Raw genomic sequence first — 14764 nt, 5'->3', positions numbered from 1 at the left:
TCAGTCGTTGTACTTGAAGAAGCCAAGCGAATTACCATCCGGATCCGTCGCATAGAAGAAATGCCCTGGCGGGATCTCGATAACCGGAGAGACCACGGCGCCGCCTGCGGCGGTAACCCGCTCCATCACCTCATCCAGCTCACCCTCGGCGGTCAGATGCAGGGTCGGGCCGCGGCCGTCGCCTGCGGGTTTGCCAGGGTAGAGATGCAGCGCGATGCCGGTTGCCTCATCCGCGGGCTTGAACATCGCCATCGGGTTGGGGCCATTGGTGTCGATGCTCAAATCCGCGCCGGTCACCTTCGAGTAAAAGGTCACCGCTGCGTCCATGTCGCTGACAGGCAGTTCTGCCCAGACCAGGAAATCCTTGGGGGTAAAGGCCATAACAAATCCTCCGTTTTGCCTGCTGCCAGGATGACAGGCGGTCCTGTCAGTTTTTGTCATCAGGCAGCAGGGGCAGGGCGTAACGGTGCAATCTCCGCCAATGTGATTTCCGGCTTGCAGGGGCGCTCCTGTTCCCTCAATCCTTGTCCGCGAGCGAGGAGAGACAGAACCCATGACCGCATTGGATATTGATTTCGTCCGGGCGCAGTTCCCGGCCTTTGGTGAACCCAGCCTTGAAGGCCAGGCCTTCTTTGAAAACGCAGGCGGCTCCTACACCTGCCGGCACGTCATAGACCGGCTGACCCGTTTTTACACCCAGCGCAAGGTGCAGCCTTATGCGCCTTATGAGGCCTCCCGCCTGGGCGGCGAAGAAATGGACGAGGCCCGCGCCCGTCTCGCAGCCCTCATGGGCGTCGCCACCGAAGAGCTCAGCTTTGGCCCCTCAACCACCCAGAACACCTATGTGCTGGCCCAGGCCTTCCGCAAGTTCATGAAGCCCGGCGAAGCCATCATCGTCACCAATCAGGACCACGAGGCCAACACCGGCCCCTGGCGCCGCCTGGCGGAGGAGGGGATCGAGATCCGCGAATGGCAGATCGACCCGCAGACCGGCCATCTGGACCCGGCGCAGCTGGAGACCCTGCTGGACGAAAACGTTCGACTGGTGTGCTTCCCGCATTGCTCCAACGTGGTGGGCGAGATCAACCCGGTCGCCGAGATCACCGCGCTGGCCCATGCCGCCGGTGCCTTTGTCTGCGTCGACGGCGTCTCGTATGCGCCGCACGGGCTGCCCAATGTCGAGGAGCTGGGCGCCGATATCTACCTGTTTTCCTCCTACAAGACCTACGGGCCGCACCAGGGGGTCATGGTGATCCGCAAGGCGCTGGGCGAACTGCTGCCCAACCAGGCGCATTACTTCAATGAAGGCACCCTCTACAAACGCTTCACCCCGGCAGGCCCCGACCACGCGCAGGTGGCGGCCTCTGCCGGCATGGCCGATTACTTTGAGGCGCTGGCGGCACATCACGGCCACAGCGGCAGCGCCGCGGACACCGGCGCCTTTGTCCACGACCTGATGCGCGCGCATGAGATCAAGCTGCTGCAACCGCTGCTGGACGCGGTGAAGGACCGCAATGATGTCCGCCTGCTGGGGCCTTCCACGGCAGAAACCCGTGCGCCCACAGTGGCCGTCGCCCTGAACAGGCCGGCCGGACCAGTGGCGGCAGCCCTGTCAGAACATGGTATCATGGCCGGCGGCGGCGATTTCTATGCCGTGCGTGCGCTGCAGGCGATGGGTATTGATCCAGCCGAGGGGGTGCTGCGTATGAGCTTCACCCACTACACGTCCGGGGCAGAGGTCGCCAAACTGATCGAGGCTCTGGACCACGTCCTGTAACAGCCCGGGAGCCGATGCATGAGCAACCGTCCTTTGGTGATCTGGTGGATCCGGCGGGATCTCCGCCTGGCCGACAATCCCGCCCTGACGGCTGCCCTTGCAAACGGCGCGGCGGTCCTGCCTGTCTATATTCTGGACGAACAGGACGAAGCGCTGGGCGCCGCCCCCAAGTTCCGCCTCGGCCTGGGGCTGGCGCATTTCGGGCGCGACTTGGCCAAGGCCGGCTCCCGCCTGATCCTGCGCCGCGGCGACGCGCTGGAACAGCTCCGCCGGCTGATTGCGGACACCGGGGCAGGGGCCGTGTTCTGGTCCCGCCTTTATGATCCGGCAGCCATCGAACGCGACACGGGGGTAAAACAGCAGCTCATGCGGCAGGGGGTTGAGGCCCGCTCCTTTGGCGGCCGCCTGCTGTTTGAACCCTGGACGGTCGGGACCAAGGCCGGCGGTATGTTCAAGGTCTTCACCCCGTTCTGGAAGTCTGTCCGGGTGCGCACGGTGGACCCCCTGCTGCCTGCACCGGACGCGCTGCCGGCCCCGGAACACTGGCCTGCCAGCGACGATCTGGCCACCTGGAACATGAGCGCTGCCATGAACTGCGGCGCGGATGCCGTCGCGCGCCACTGCCGCGTGGGCGAGGCCGCAGCACAGGCGCGGCTGGACGCCTTCCTGGACATCTCAGTCGCCGCCTACAAGGACCATCGCGACTTCCCGGGCGAAGACGCCACCTCGGGCCTGTCGGAAAACCTGGCCTGGGGCGAGATCAGCCCGCACCGTATGTGGCACCTGGGCCGTGCCGCGATGGAGCGCAGCAGCCAGGGCGCTGAGACCTTCCTGAAAGAAGTGGCCTGGCGCGAGTTTGCCTATCACCTGATGTACCACTCACCGCAGATCCTGACCCAAAACTGGCGGCCGGAGTGGGACGCCTTCCCCTGGCAAGAGGCAGAAACCCCGGATCTGCAAGCCTGGCAGCGCGGCCAGACCGGCTATGACTTCATCGACGCCGCCATGCGGGAGCTGTTCGTTACCGGCAAGATGCACAACCGGGCCCGGATGATTGCCGCAAGTTTCCTCACCAAGCATCTGATGATGCATTGGAAACTGGGCATGGACTGGTTTGCGGAGACGCTGGTGGACTGGGACCCGGCGTCCAACGCCATGGGCTGGCAATGGGTGGCGGGCTCCGGCCCCGATGCTTCCCCTTTCTTCCGCATCTTCAACCCTTCGGGCCAGTTGCAGAAATTCGACCCCTCCGGCCGCTACACCCGCCGCTGGATCGCCGAGGGGCAAGGCACACCGCCGCAAACCGCGCTTGACTTCTTTGCCGCCGCGCCCCGGCGCTGGAGGCTTTCACCGGACATGCCCCGCGCCGCGCCGGTCATCGCTTTGCAGGCGGGCCGCGAGCGCGCGCTCACGGCCTATCACGAATTGCGCCAAAACCGCTAACACACAGTTTTCTTGCCAGAAAGCACCCTCCGCCCTAGCATTTTCCCTATAGTGCTGAGGAGGAAGGGAATGATCTTCACGGATACCGAAGGCCAGAAAGACCTGCCGCGCTACTTTGCGCCGGTGTTCGAACAGGTTTGCCGGATGGAGACCGGCCAGCTGGATATCCACCTGCCAGACGGCCGCATCTTCCGCGCCAAGGGCAGCAACCCGGGTCCGGCCGCCGATTTGCACATCCGCAACCCGGACTGTTTCTCCCGTCTGATCCGCGAAGGCGAGCTGGGGTTTTCCGACGCCTATCTCGAAGGCTGGTGGAGCACCTCCGACCTGCAGGCCTTCATGGATCTGGTGCATATGGGGGCGGAGACGGTCTATGACGATTTCCGCGGCCAGGCGCTGCTGCGTGCTTATGAGCGGCTGCGGTTCTGGCTGCACCGCAACCACCGCCGCCAGGCGAAAAAGAACATCTCCTATCACTATGACTTGGGCAATGAGTTCTACAGCCTGTGGCTGGACGACACGATGACTTATTCCAGCGCCCTGTTCCGCAGCGGCCAGGACAGCCTGGAAAAGGCGCAGACCGCGAAATACGCCTCCATGGTGGATCAGATGGGGGTGAAACCCGGCGACCACGTTCTGGAGATCGGCTGCGGCTGGGGCGGCTTTGCCGAATATGCCGCCAAGGAGCGGGGCCTGCGGGTGACCGGCCTGACGATCAGTAAAGAACAGCTTAACTTCGCCCGCCGCCGCATTGAAAAAGCGGGACTTTCCGGCCAGGTCGAGCTGCGCATGCAGGACTACCGGGATTGCAAGGGCCAGTTCGACGGCATCGCCTCAATCGAAATGTTCGAGGCGGTGGGCCAGAAATACTGGCCCGCCTATTTCAACACCATCCGCAACCGGCTGAAGCCCGGCGGCAAGGCCACCTTGCAGATCATCACCGTGGCCGACCGGCGCTGGGAGTTTTACCGCAGGGGCGTCGATTTCATCCAGAAGCACATCTTTCCCGGCGGCATGCTGCCCTCGCCGAAAATCCTGCGCGAACAGGTGGAGCGGGCCGGTCTCGGCGTGGTGCGCTCGATCGAATTCGGCGACAGCTACGATCAGACGCTCAGGCGCTGGCACGAGACTTTCAACGCCCGCTGGGGGCAGATTTCCCGCATGGGCTTTGACGAGCGCTTCCACAAGATGTGGAACTTTTACCTCACTTCCTGCGCGGCCGCCTTTAAGACTGGCAATTGCGACGTGACGCAGATTACAGTTGCGCATCGCTGATTGAACTGGCCGCACGGAAACTGACCTGACATGCCCACCGGAGCCCGACTGACCGCTGCCATCACCCTTGGTCTGGTGGCCTTTTTCGTGTCTTTCCTGGTGATGCCGCAGATGCCCGAGGGCACCGATTTCGGCTATTTCGTGCATGTGAACGTGGCCTTGGGCCTGCTCTGCGGCTGGATCTTCATGGGCAAACGGGCAGGCCGCGGGCTGGTGCCTGCGATCAACAACGGCCTGACAGGCATGGCCGTCATGGTGCTGTGGGCGCTGTTCATCCAAGGCGCCTGGGAAATGTTCCGCCTCGCCATGCGCCACCGCTATGACGGCCCGTTCGAAGCTCTATCGGCGATCTTTGTCATTGCGCTGGAATATTTCTTTGTTATCGCTGTTCCCACTGTGCTGATACCGCTGGTGGTCGGCGGTGTCCTGTCCGGGCTGGCGACCGAAAACGCCTCCCGCCGCTGGCGCTGAATATATTTATTAACAACAGGTTATCTTCCGTGGCTGATCTATTCTTCTTTGGCACGCTGCGCCATCGCCCTTTGCTTGAACTGGTTCTGGGGCGCAGCGGTGCGGCGCTGAAAGCGCAGGAGGCCACGCTGGCCGGCCATGGCATCTACCAGGTTGCGGATCAGCCCTTTCCCGCAATTGAAGCCCGCGAAGATGCCACTGCCGAAGGCCTGCTGGTGCAGGACCTGTCGCCGCAGGATCTGGACGCGCTGAACTTCTACGAGGGCGGTTTCGGTTACGCGCTGAAACCTGTTTCTGTGCAGCTGAAGGACGGCAGCAGCGCCACGGCCGAAGTCTATTTCCCGGAACCCGGCCTGTGGCAGACCGCCGAGCCCTGGGACATGGACGCCTGGGTCCGGCAATGGGGCGCGCTGTCGCTGCGCGCGGCGGAAGAAGTGATGGCCTACCACGGCCGGATGACGGCGGAGGAGGTTGCCCGTGTCTTCCCCTCGATCCGCCGCCGCGCCGCCGCCTGGCTGGAGGCGCAGGCCCGCCCCGGCGACGGGGGGCATGACCTTGCCAAGGACGTGATCGTCCACAACCACAACCGCGGCTACCTCAACTTCTTCGCGATGGAGGAGATGGACCTTCAATACCGCCGCTTCGACGGCACGATGAGCCCGGTGATGAACCGCTCGGCGGCGATGGCGGGGCATGCGGCGGTGGTGCTGCCTTATGACCCGGTGCGCGACCGGGTGCTGCTGGTGGAGCAATTCCGCGCTCCGCCCTTTATCATGGGCGACGCCCATCCCTGGATGCGGGAACCGGTGGCCGGCGTCATCGACCCGGGCGAAACCGCTGAGGAAACCGCCATCCGCGAGGCGGAGGAAGAGGCAGGCGTCACCGTTCTGCGGCTGGAGCCGGTAGCCCAAGTCTATCCCTCCAGCGGTGCATTGGCGGAATTCATTCACGTTTTCATCGGCATAGCCGATCTCTCTGACATCAGGGGCGGCGGCGGCGTTGCAGGCGAAGGCGAGGACATCCGGAGTGAGATCCTCAGCTATGACGCGCTGATGAAAGGGGTCGATGCCCAGATCTACCAGGACATGCCGCTGGTCACTGCCGCCCTGTGGCTGGCGCGCCACCGCGGCCGCCTGCGGCACCGGGGATATTGACGGCGGATATTGACGGAACGGTGCGTGCTTCCCGCCTTGTGGTCGCCTGATCCCTTGGATACACCTTGGGGGAACGATCGAAAGGGATACCATGCGCATTGCACGCGATCTGGCTGATGCCATCGGCCACACTCCTCTTATCCGCCTGAACCGTGTCAGCGAAGAGACCGGCTGTGAGATCCTGGGCAAGGCGGAATTCATGAACCCGGGCCAGTCGGTCAAGGACCGTGCGGCGCTGTACATCATCAAGGATGCTATCGCCCGCGGCGAGCTGAAGCCGGGCGGCACCATTGTCGAGGGCACCGCCGGCAACACCGGCATCGGCCTGGCGCTGGTCGGCGCTTCGATGGGCTTCAAGACGGTGATCGTGATCCCGGAAACTCAGTCGGAAGAGAAAAAGGACATGCTGCGCCTGGCAGGCGCCCAGCTGGTCCAGGTTCCGGCGGCCCCGTACCGCAACCCCAACAACTACGTGCGCTACTCCCAGCGTCTGGCCGAACAGCTGGCCAAGACCGAACCCAATGGCGCCATCTGGGCCAACCAGTTCGACAATACCGCCAACCGCCAGGCCCATGTGGAAACCACCGGCCCCGAGATCTGGGAACAGACCGGCGGCAAGGTCGACGGCTTTGTCTGCGCCGTCGGTTCCGGCGGCACCCTGGCGGGCGTTGCTGACGCGCTGCAGCCCAAGGGCGTGAAGATCGGCCTCGCCGATCCGCTGGGCGCGGCGCTTTACTCCTATTACACCACTGGCGAGCTGGCCTCTGAGGGCAGCTCGATCACTGAGGGCATCGGCCAGGGCCGGATCACCAAGAACCTGGAAGGCTTCACACCTGATTTCAGCTACCAGGTTCCCGACGCCGAGGCGGTGCCTTACGTATTTGACCTGCTGCACGAGGAAGGCCTGGTTCTGGGCGGTTCCTCTGCCATCAACATTGCCGGCGCTGTGCGTATGGCCAAGGATATGGGCCCGGGCAACACCATCGTCACCGTTCTGTGCGACTATGGCACCCGCTACCAGTCCAAGCTGTTCAACCCGGACTTCCTGCGGGAGAAAAACCTGCCGGTGCCGGAGTGGATGACCCACACGCCCGCGTCGATCCCCGGCGTATTTGAGGACGTATGACACCTATAATAACCGCTTTGCGGACTGTTTTACTGGGGCTGGCCCTTGCGGCCGGCCTCGCTATGCCTGCTCTGGCCCAGCTCAATGCTGAATCCCGGGCGATTTATCAGGACTGGCTCAAGACCGCCAATCGCGCGGAAGAAGTCATTGACGCCAGACGGGCCTCCAGCGCCGCCATGGAAGCGCTGCGCAAGGAGCTGACCACCTACCGGCAGAATTTCCTGGAGGCGCGCACCGGCAATGGCGAGCGCATCCAGACCCTGGAAGGCCAGATCGCCGCGCTTGGCGCCGCACCGGGCGAAGGCGAGAGCGAGCCCGAGGACATTGCCCGGCTGCGTGCCTCGCTGGAACGGCAGCTGAAGGATCTGAAGGTCCCGCGCATCGTCGCAGAAGAGGCCTACAGCCGCGCCAACGGCCTGATTTCCGAGATCGACAAGATCATCCGCGACCGCCGCACCCGCAGGCTGCTGGAGCGCGGGCCCTCGCCGTTGAACCCGGAAAACTGGGCAGGCGCCTGGCGCGCGCTGACCCGCTCCGGCGGTGCGATCTGGAACGAGACCGCCAGCCGGATCTCCAGCGCCACCACCGCCGAGCGGGTGCAAAACAGCCTGCCGGCCCTGCTGGCGCTGCTGCTGGCTGCGGCGCTGCTTTTGTTCCGCGGCCGCCCCTGGGCGCATGCCGCGGGCGACTACCTGCGCAGCTTTGGCAGCAGCGGCCGCGGAGTCTGGGGTTTTGTGGTCTCGCTGCTCGAGGTGATCCTGCCCTTCATCGGCATCGTCTGCCTGGTGGCGGCGGTGAACCTGTCCGGCATCCTGGGCATCCGCGGCACTATCCTGCTGGACTATGTTCCGGGATGGGCGCTGCTGATCCTCTCCTTCCATTGGCTGGGCAATCAGCTGTTCTCCAGCCGCCTTGAAAACGACCTGGTGCCCGTGCAGCAGGGCCGTCTCAACGAAACCCGCCTGATGGTCGACATTCTGGCGGTGATCCTGGTGCTGCAGGACGCGCTGCGCCAGCTGGAGGCCATCGAAAGCATCCCGGCAGAGGCCCATTCGGTTGCCAGTTTCCCGCTGATCATGGCGGCCGCCCTGGTGCTGCTGCGGCTGCACCGCATCGGCGCCAAGCGGCGCCAGAAACAGGCGGATACCGGCACCGAGGAAGACGGCGCCATCACCGCCGGCGCCACCCGCATCATCACGCTGGTGCGCCGCGGCACCTATCTGCTGGGTTTCCTGGCACCGGTGCTGGCTGCCTTCGGCTATGTGAACGCGGCCGAGGCGCTGATCTACCCGGCGGTGTCCACCCTGGCGCTGCTGGCCGCACTGCTGGTGGTGCAGCGCTTCCTGGGCGATGTCTACGGCTGGCTGTCGGGCGAGGGCTCCGCCGCCCGGGAATTGCTGTTCTCGGTGCTGATCGGCTTTGTCCTGGCGGCCCTTGCGGTGCCGCTGCTGGCGCTGATCTGGGGCGCCCGTGTTGCTGACCTGACTGAGCTGTGGTCGACGTTCCTCGAGGGCTTCCAGATCGGCGACGCCCGCATCTCGCCCACCGCCTTCCTGACCTTTGCTGCCGTCTTTGCCATCGGCTACACGCTGACCCGGCTGCTCCAGGGCTCTTTGCGCAACTCATTGCTGCCCAAGACCAAGATCGATCCCGGCGGCCAGAACGCCATCACCTCCGGCCTCGGCTATGTCGGTATCTTCCTGTCGGCAGTGGTGGCAATTTCCATGGCCGGCCTTGACCTTTCGTCGCTGGCCATCGTCGCCGGCGCGCTTTCGGTCGGCATCGGTTTCGGCCTGCAAACCATCGTGTCGAACTTTGTCTCCGGCATCATCCTCCTGATCGAACGCCCGATCTCCAAGGGCGACTGGATCGAGGTTGGCGGGCTGATGGGCTATGTGCGCGACATCTCCGTGCGTTCCACAAGGATCGAGACCTTCGACCGCTCCGACGTGATCGTGCCCAACTCGGACCTGATCTCGGGCACCGTCACCAACTATACCCGCGGCAACACCGTGGGCCGGGTGATCGTGCCGGTCGGCGTGGCCTACGGCACCGACCCGCGCAAGGTGGAGGCGATCCTGGGCGAGATTGCCAAAGCGCATCCGATGGTGCTGCTGAACCCGGCGCCCTATGTGGTGTTCCAGGGCTTTGGCGCCGACAGCCTCGATTTCGAGATCCGCGCCATCCTGCGCGACGTGAACTGGGTTCTGACGGTCAAGTCCGACATGAACTACGAGATTGCCAAACGGTTCGAGGAAGAGGGGATCGAGATCCCCTTCATGCAGCGCGACATCTGGATCCGCAATCCGGAGGCGCTGGCGGCAGGCACAGCCCCGGCAAGCCCAGAGGCAGAGGCCCCGGCCAGCTCTCCGGCCCAGCCGCCGCAAACAACGGCTCCGGCCAAACCGGACTTGAACGACCTGCAGGACACAGAGGGAGACGGCGATGCCGACAAGTGAGAAACTGTTCCTCAAGGACGCCTATGCCCGCATGACCGAGGCGCAGGTGCTGGCCCATACGGAGCAGGGCGGGATCATCCTCGACCGCTCCCTGTTCTACGCCACCGGCGGCGGCCAGCCCGGCGACAGCGGCCAGCTCTTGTGGGGCGATGGCCAATGCACCATCGCCACCACCGTCAAGGGCGAAGGCGATGCCATCGTGCTGGTGCCGCATGAGGATGAGGCGCTGCCCCCCGCGGGCACCACCGTCACCCAGGTGCTCGACTGGGACCGTCGCTTTGGCCACATGCGCGTGCACACCGCGCTGCACCTCTTGTCGGTGGTGATCCCGCTGGAGGTGACCGGCGGCTCGATCAGCGCAGAGAAGGGCCGTCTCGATTTCAACATGCCCGAGGCGCCGGAGGACAAGCAGATGCTGCAGGACCAGCTGCAGGCGCTGATCGACCGCGATCTGGAGGTGACCGAGGACTGGATCACCGACGCGGAGCTTGACGCCAACCCGCAGCTGGTGAAAACCATGTCGGTCTCGCCGCCGCGCGGGGCCGGGCAGGTGCGGCTGGTGCGCATCGGCACCGCGGACGAACAGACCGACCTGCAGCCCTGCGGCGGCACCCATGTGAAACGCACCGGTGAAATCGGCAAAATCCGCCTCGGCAAGGTGGAGAAAAAGGGCAAGCAGAACCGCCGCGTCTACCTGCATCTGGAGTCCTGAAAAAGAATTGGGGGTAAGTGAAGTTTTTGAAAGATCGGCTCTTGCAATTCCCCGGCCGATCCTTCAAAAGCCCCCTCAACGGAGAGGTGGCCGAGTGGTCGAAGGCGCACGCCTGGAAAGTGTGTAGGCGGGAAACCGTCTCCAGGGTTCGAATCCCTGTCTCTCCGCCATATACCCCTGAAATTGGAAATCGAAACTGCCGGATGCTGAATTGCGCCGCCTTTTCAAGGCCGTGGCACCCGGCAGGCTGCGTGTTGCTGATCTGGCCGGCCGCTTAGTTCGGGCGCACCGCAACCAGAACAACGCCAAGTTCTTCTTCCAGTTCCTGCAGTTTCCTAAGCTGATCTTCCGGCAGGGCGGCGGTATTTGCATCAACGCCGGCCAGCGCCACCACCGGGCTGCCAATATCCTTTTCCAAGGCCTGGATCGCGTTCAGTTTCTCAAATTCCAGCGTGGCAAGCGGATAGAGCATGGTGTTCTCCTGTTTTGTGGATACAGCCGAGTATAGCCAGAATTTGCGAATGCGGGGTTTTAGTTTCCCGGCCTGGCTGCAGCGCGGGCGGAACCGGGGCCGGCGGCGGATGGGCGCCGATGGTTTGAATAAAGTCTTCAGCGTTATTTACTTTGCCGGGCGGCTGCGCTGACCTTTGGTTCAGGCCGGTTGATTCGAAAGGCGGGCGCGCGCCTTTCGCGGCTTCCGGAAACAAACCGGGCAAACGGCAGGGATTGAAATCAAATCCGGCCTATTTCCCTAGGGGCAACCGGCGGCCGGGGGATAAATCAGCGCAAGCGGCCACATTCTCTCCATGTTTCGGGTCTGGAAACAATCCTTGTGTGCCGTGGCATCAGACCCCCTGAAAATAGCACTCTGCGAACCTTTCCGCCTCGAATTGCCACTAATTCGGGAAACAATAGGGGCCGATTTGCACAGGCAGGCATCCCTGGCAGCAGGCCATCACGGCGCATTGAAGGGAATTTTAGGCAATTTTTTGGCTTTGTGGCCCGAACCGCCTAAAGTATGGATGGATTAGCCCATTGGGGGGGCGAGTTCTGCGAGCTGCTGGAGTGTGGTGGACTACTGAAAAATTGAAATGGTCCCGGTGCCGTTAAGTCGGCACACCACTGATCCGAAAGCTAATGCTATCCGGCTGCGCGCCGCTGCGGCGCGCAATTCAGTGCGCTTGCGCGTTCTGGCCCCCATCCCGTTTGGGCTGGTGTTTTGATTGCGGCATGCCGCGTGGCTTTGCGGCTGTCCGGCTGGCCCGAAAGATGGGGCTTGGGGCCAGACTGGCGAGGAGAGGGTAATGACAAAGAGTTACGATAAGCCGAATCCGGCGCTGGATGGGGTTGTTGAAGGCACTTCAGGGAATGACCTGATCGATGCAGCCTACACCGGCGATCCGGAAGGCGACATGGTCGACAATGGCGATGCCATCGACCCGTCGGCAGGCCCGGACGATGACGTCATTATTGCCGGTGCCGGCAATGACAGCATCTATGCAGGTGCCGGCGACGACACCGTGGACGGCGGCTCCGGCGACGACCTGATCCTGGGCGATGGTGCCTCCGGCGCCACCAGCCCGGTTTCGATCACCATCAACTCGACCAGCGCTGCGTTCCGCAACCAGGTGTTTGCCTATACCATCGACCCGGATACCGGCGAGATCAGCAACGTCGTGGTGCTGAGCGAGAACGCCAAGGCGGACGTGGGCGAAACCTTCACCTATGACGCGCCTGCCGGCGCCGTGGTCGGCGTGGGCATCATCAGCCCGCAGGGCACTTTCTTCTCGTCCGGCTATGGCCCCAATGTCGGGCTGAACAGCGACGGCCTGGTTCACACCCAAGGCATCACCCAGAACCCCGACGGTTCGGTCAAGCTGGGCTTTGAGGATCTGGCCGGCCTGGGCGACCGCGACTTCAACGACGTCAAGCTGACCGTTGATCTGGGCACCTCCGGCACCGAGTTCGATAACGCGCATTTCGACTATGAATCCGATCCGGCTGACCCGGTTGTGCCAGGCGACGACGTGCTGATCGGCGGTGACGGCGACGACACCATCTTCGGCGGCGGCGGTGACGACACCATCGACGGCGGTGACGGCTCTGACGGGGTCGACGGCGGCGATGGCGACGACGTGATCGACACCTCCGGCGGCGTGCCGCTGCCGGACCGCGGCTTCCCGGGCTACACCGGAACCGATCCGGACATCCCGTTCATTCCGGCCGACCCGGTCCCGTTTGATGACATGGACACCGTGCTGGGCGGTGCCGGCAATGACACCATCTCGACCGGCGACGACGCCGATGTGATCGAGGGCGGCACCGGCATGGATGTGATCGATGCGGGCATCGATGACGACACCATTGACGGCGGCGCAGATGCCGATGTGATCACCGGCGGTGAAGGCTCCGACCTGATCCAGGGCGGCAGCGGCGGCGACACCATTTATGGCGGCCTGAACCCGGCCTTCCCGGACGGTCTGAACATCACCGATGACGGCAGCGACGGCCGCCCGGCGGATCCGGATCCGACCAATGGGATGGACACCATCGATGGCGGTGCCGGCAATGACCTGATCTTTGGCCAGGATGATGATGATGTCATCTCCGGCGGTTCCGGCAATGACACCATCGACGCGGGTATCGACGACGACGAAGTCTTTGGCGGCTCGGGCAACGACCTGATCACCGGCGGTCAGGGCGCGGATACCCTGTCGGGCGGCGACGGCCGCGACACCTTCATCGGCGGCGATGCCGGCGACGTGGTCGATGGCGGCTCTGGCGGCGATGACTTCGACACCCTGGATCTGACCGGCTCCGGCCCGTTTGAGCTGACCGGTGTCACCGTGGACGCGGATGGCAACAGCATCTCGGGCACTGTCAACTTCCTGGACGATGACGGCGATGTCACCGGCTCGATGAGTTTTGGCGAGATCGAGCAGATCATTCCCTGCTTCACGCCGGGCACGCTGATCGCAACACCGCTGGGCGAACGCCGGGTCGAGGACCTGCAGGCCGGCGACCGGGTGATCACCCGAGACAACGGCATCCAGGAGATCCGCTGGGTTGGCACCCGCACCCTGGAAGGCCGCGACCTGGCCCGTGCCGCGCATCTGCAGCCGGTGCTGATCCGCCAGGGCGCCCTGGGCAACGGCCTGCCGGAGCGCGACATGATGGTCAGCCCCAACCACCGGGTGCTGGTCGCCAATGACAAGACCGCGCTTTACTTCGAGGACCGCGAGGTTCTGGTGGCGGCCAAGCATCTGACCGGCCTCGCGGGCGTCGACCGGGTGGAGACCTCCAAGGTCACCTATATCCACTTCATGTTCGACCAGCATGAGGTTGTGCTGTCCGACGGTGCCTGGACCGAAAGCTTCCAGCCCGGCGACCAGTCCCTGCGGGGCCTGGACAATGCGCAGCGCAACGAGCTGTTCGAACTGTTCCCGGAGCTGAAGTCCGAGAAGGGCCGGGCCGGCTACACCGCGGCGCGCCGCTCGCTGCGCAAACACGAAGCGCATCTGCTTGTGCATTGATTGATGCAGCTGCCGTTTTGGGGGAGACGGCCGCAAGAAGCAAAAGCGCAGGGAGGCAGGGCATTTTGCCCTGCCTTTTCTTTTGCGGCCTCAGCGGCGGCTGCGCCAGGCAGCCCAGTCTTCGGGCGTGTCCAGATCCGTGAGCGCGTGGCGGCCGGGCAGGGGGATGGTCTGCACAGTTTCGCTTTGCAAAATGCTGCGCGCGCCCTGGTCGCCGCTGAGGTTTTGCAGGACGCCGAAGCAGCGGCGGGGAAACAGCACCGGGTGGCCGGGGGTGCCATCTTCGGCGGTGGCGCGCAGGACCGGGCTGGCGTTCCCGCGGAAATGCGCGGCCAGGTGCAGCATGTCCTGGGTTTCGACGTCCGGCATGTCGGCGGGCAGGATCATCACGGCCTCTGCCGCGTCCGGAAGGGCGGCCACGCCGCGCCGAATTGAGGCGGACATGCCATCGGCTGCATCAGGCACTTGGACCGGGCTTGCGGTTCCGGTGGCCTGGGCACGGGGATGTCCGCTGGCGGGGATTGTCACATAGACCGGCAGCCCGGTCAGCGCCGCGCGGCGGCACATCAGGGTGAGCAGGGGCTGGCCGTCCACCTCCTCCATCAGCTTGTCCCGGCCCCGCATCCGTGAGGAAGCGCCGGCGGCAAGCAGGAGAATGGCGATGGCGGTCATGACTGTTCGAACCTCGGCTTTTGCCGGGCTGATGGATGCCTCCGGCGGGGATATTTTTAGCCAGAAGAAGGGGAGGGTCCAGTGAAAGCCGCATAGGTCAGCAAGGTTGACTAAATGTTTCGCGCGCGAAACATTCGGGTGC

Annotated in this window: 12 protein-coding genes and 1 tRNA gene; 10 read left to right on the top strand and 3 right to left on the bottom strand. The window is 64.1% G+C overall.

Going from position 1 to position 14764, the window contains the following annotated elements; all coding sequences use genetic code 11:
- Positions 1–381: a VOC family protein gene (locus tag ACXAEH_RS06210; RefSeq protein WP_475031594.1), complete on the bottom strand. Its 381-nt coding sequence runs from the start codon at positions 379–381 to the stop codon at positions 1–3.
- 172 nt (positions 382–553) lie between these two features.
- On the opposite strand from ACXAEH_RS06210, the gene ACXAEH_RS06205 reads away from it, so the two are divergent.
- From ACXAEH_RS06205 to ACXAEH_RS06165, 9 genes are all read left to right on the top strand, one after another.
- Positions 554–1777, top strand: coding sequence for an aminotransferase class V-fold PLP-dependent enzyme (locus ACXAEH_RS06205; RefSeq protein WP_475031593.1), 1224 nt, complete (start codon positions 554–556; stop codon positions 1775–1777).
- Between the two features lie 18 nt (positions 1778–1795).
- The gene (locus tag ACXAEH_RS06200) at positions 1796–3220 is read left to right on the top strand and encodes a cryptochrome/photolyase family protein (RefSeq protein WP_475031592.1); all 1425 of its coding nucleotides are present in this window, start codon (positions 1796–1798) and stop codon (positions 3218–3220) included.
- Positions 3221–3289: 69 nt separating this feature from the next.
- The gene (locus ACXAEH_RS06195) at positions 3290–4495 is read left to right on the top strand and encodes a class I SAM-dependent methyltransferase (RefSeq protein WP_475031591.1); all 1206 of its coding nucleotides are present in this window, start codon (positions 3290–3292) and stop codon (positions 4493–4495) included.
- A gap of 30 nt (positions 4496–4525) precedes the next feature.
- Positions 4526–4966 carry a TrgA family protein gene (locus ACXAEH_RS06190; RefSeq protein ID WP_475031590.1) on the top strand — a complete coding sequence of 147 codons (441 nt, stop codon included), beginning with the start codon at positions 4526–4528 and terminating at the stop codon, positions 4964–4966.
- 29 nt (positions 4967–4995) lie between these two features.
- Positions 4996–6120 carry an NUDIX domain-containing protein gene (locus ACXAEH_RS06185; RefSeq protein ID WP_475031589.1) on the top strand — a complete coding sequence of 375 codons (1125 nt, stop codon included), beginning with the start codon at positions 4996–4998 and terminating at the stop codon, positions 6118–6120.
- A gap of 91 nt (positions 6121–6211) precedes the next feature.
- A complete protein-coding gene (locus tag ACXAEH_RS06180) occupies positions 6212–7246 on the top strand; it encodes a cysteine synthase A (RefSeq protein ID WP_475031588.1) in 1035 nt (344 codons plus the stop codon).
- Positions 7243–9705 (top strand): DUF3772 domain-containing protein, encoded by a 2463-nt coding sequence (locus tag ACXAEH_RS06175; protein ID WP_475031587.1) that lies wholly within the window; start codon positions 7243–7245, stop codon positions 9703–9705. Before ACXAEH_RS06180 ends, ACXAEH_RS06175 begins: the two co-directional genes overlap by 4 nt.
- Complete coding sequence (locus tag ACXAEH_RS06170; protein WP_475031586.1) at positions 9692–10417, top strand: alanyl-tRNA editing protein; 726 nt, start codon at positions 9692–9694, stop codon at positions 10415–10417. The genes ACXAEH_RS06175 and ACXAEH_RS06170 overlap by 14 nt, the downstream gene beginning before the upstream one ends.
- An 80-nt stretch (positions 10418–10497) precedes the next feature.
- Positions 10498–10587 (top strand) — tRNA-Ser (locus ACXAEH_RS06165).
- A gap of 104 nt (positions 10588–10691) precedes the next feature.
- Here the strand turns inward: ACXAEH_RS06165 and ACXAEH_RS06160 are convergent.
- Positions 10692–10889: a hypothetical protein gene (locus ACXAEH_RS06160; RefSeq protein WP_475031585.1), complete on the bottom strand. Its 198-nt coding sequence runs from the start codon at positions 10887–10889 to the stop codon at positions 10692–10694.
- 832 nt (positions 10890–11721) lie between these two features.
- On the opposite strand from ACXAEH_RS06160, the gene ACXAEH_RS06155 reads away from it, so the two are divergent.
- A complete protein-coding gene (locus ACXAEH_RS06155) occupies positions 11722–13950 on the top strand; it encodes a Hint domain-containing protein (protein WP_475031584.1) in 2229 nt (742 codons plus the stop codon).
- Positions 13951–14040: 90 nt separating this feature from the next.
- On the opposite strand, the gene ACXAEH_RS06150 is transcribed toward ACXAEH_RS06155, so the two are convergent.
- Positions 14041–14622 carry a nucleotidyltransferase family protein gene (locus tag ACXAEH_RS06150; RefSeq protein WP_475031583.1) on the bottom strand — a complete coding sequence of 194 codons (582 nt, stop codon included), beginning with the start codon at positions 14620–14622 and terminating at the stop codon, positions 14041–14043.
- Positions 14623–14764: the final 142 nt, after the last annotated feature.

The sequence above is a fragment of the Leisingera sp. ABM4_060 genome, from assembly GCF_056158765.1.
Note: the sequence above shows the minus strand (reverse complement) of the source record. Positions and strands in the feature narration are given on the sequence as shown.

What these genes read in the sequence shown, in the direction of transcription:
- ACXAEH_RS06150 (WP_475031583.1), bottom strand. Translation starts at nt 14,622, where the DNA reads ATGACCGCCATCGCCATTCTCCTGCTTGCCGCCGGCGCTTCCTCACGG.
- ACXAEH_RS06195 (WP_475031591.1), top strand. Translation starts at nt 3,290, where the DNA reads ATGATCTTCACGGATACCGAAGGCCAGAAAGACCTGCCGCGCTACTTT.
- ACXAEH_RS06180 (WP_475031588.1), top strand. Translation starts at nt 6,212, where the DNA reads ATGCGCATTGCACGCGATCTGGCTGATGCCATCGGCCACACTCCTCTT.
- ACXAEH_RS06205 (WP_475031593.1), top strand. Translation starts at nt 554, where the DNA reads ATGACCGCATTGGATATTGATTTCGTCCGGGCGCAGTTCCCGGCCTTT.
- ACXAEH_RS06155 (WP_475031584.1), top strand. Translation starts at nt 11,722, where the DNA reads ATGACAAAGAGTTACGATAAGCCGAATCCGGCGCTGGATGGGGTTGTT.
- ACXAEH_RS06190 (WP_475031590.1), top strand. Translation starts at nt 4,526, where the DNA reads ATGCCCACCGGAGCCCGACTGACCGCTGCCATCACCCTTGGTCTGGTG.
- ACXAEH_RS06210 (WP_475031594.1), bottom strand. Translation starts at nt 381, where the DNA reads ATGGCCTTTACCCCCAAGGATTTCCTGGTCTGGGCAGAACTGCCTGTC.
- ACXAEH_RS06170 (WP_475031586.1), top strand. Translation starts at nt 9,692, where the DNA reads ATGCCGACAAGTGAGAAACTGTTCCTCAAGGACGCCTATGCCCGCATG.
- ACXAEH_RS06160 (WP_475031585.1), bottom strand. Translation starts at nt 10,889, where the DNA reads ATGCTCTATCCGCTTGCCACGCTGGAATTTGAGAAACTGAACGCGATC.
- ACXAEH_RS06200 (WP_475031592.1), top strand. Translation starts at nt 1,796, where the DNA reads ATGAGCAACCGTCCTTTGGTGATCTGGTGGATCCGGCGGGATCTCCGC.
- ACXAEH_RS06175 (WP_475031587.1), top strand. Translation starts at nt 7,243, where the DNA reads ATGACACCTATAATAACCGCTTTGCGGACTGTTTTACTGGGGCTGGCC.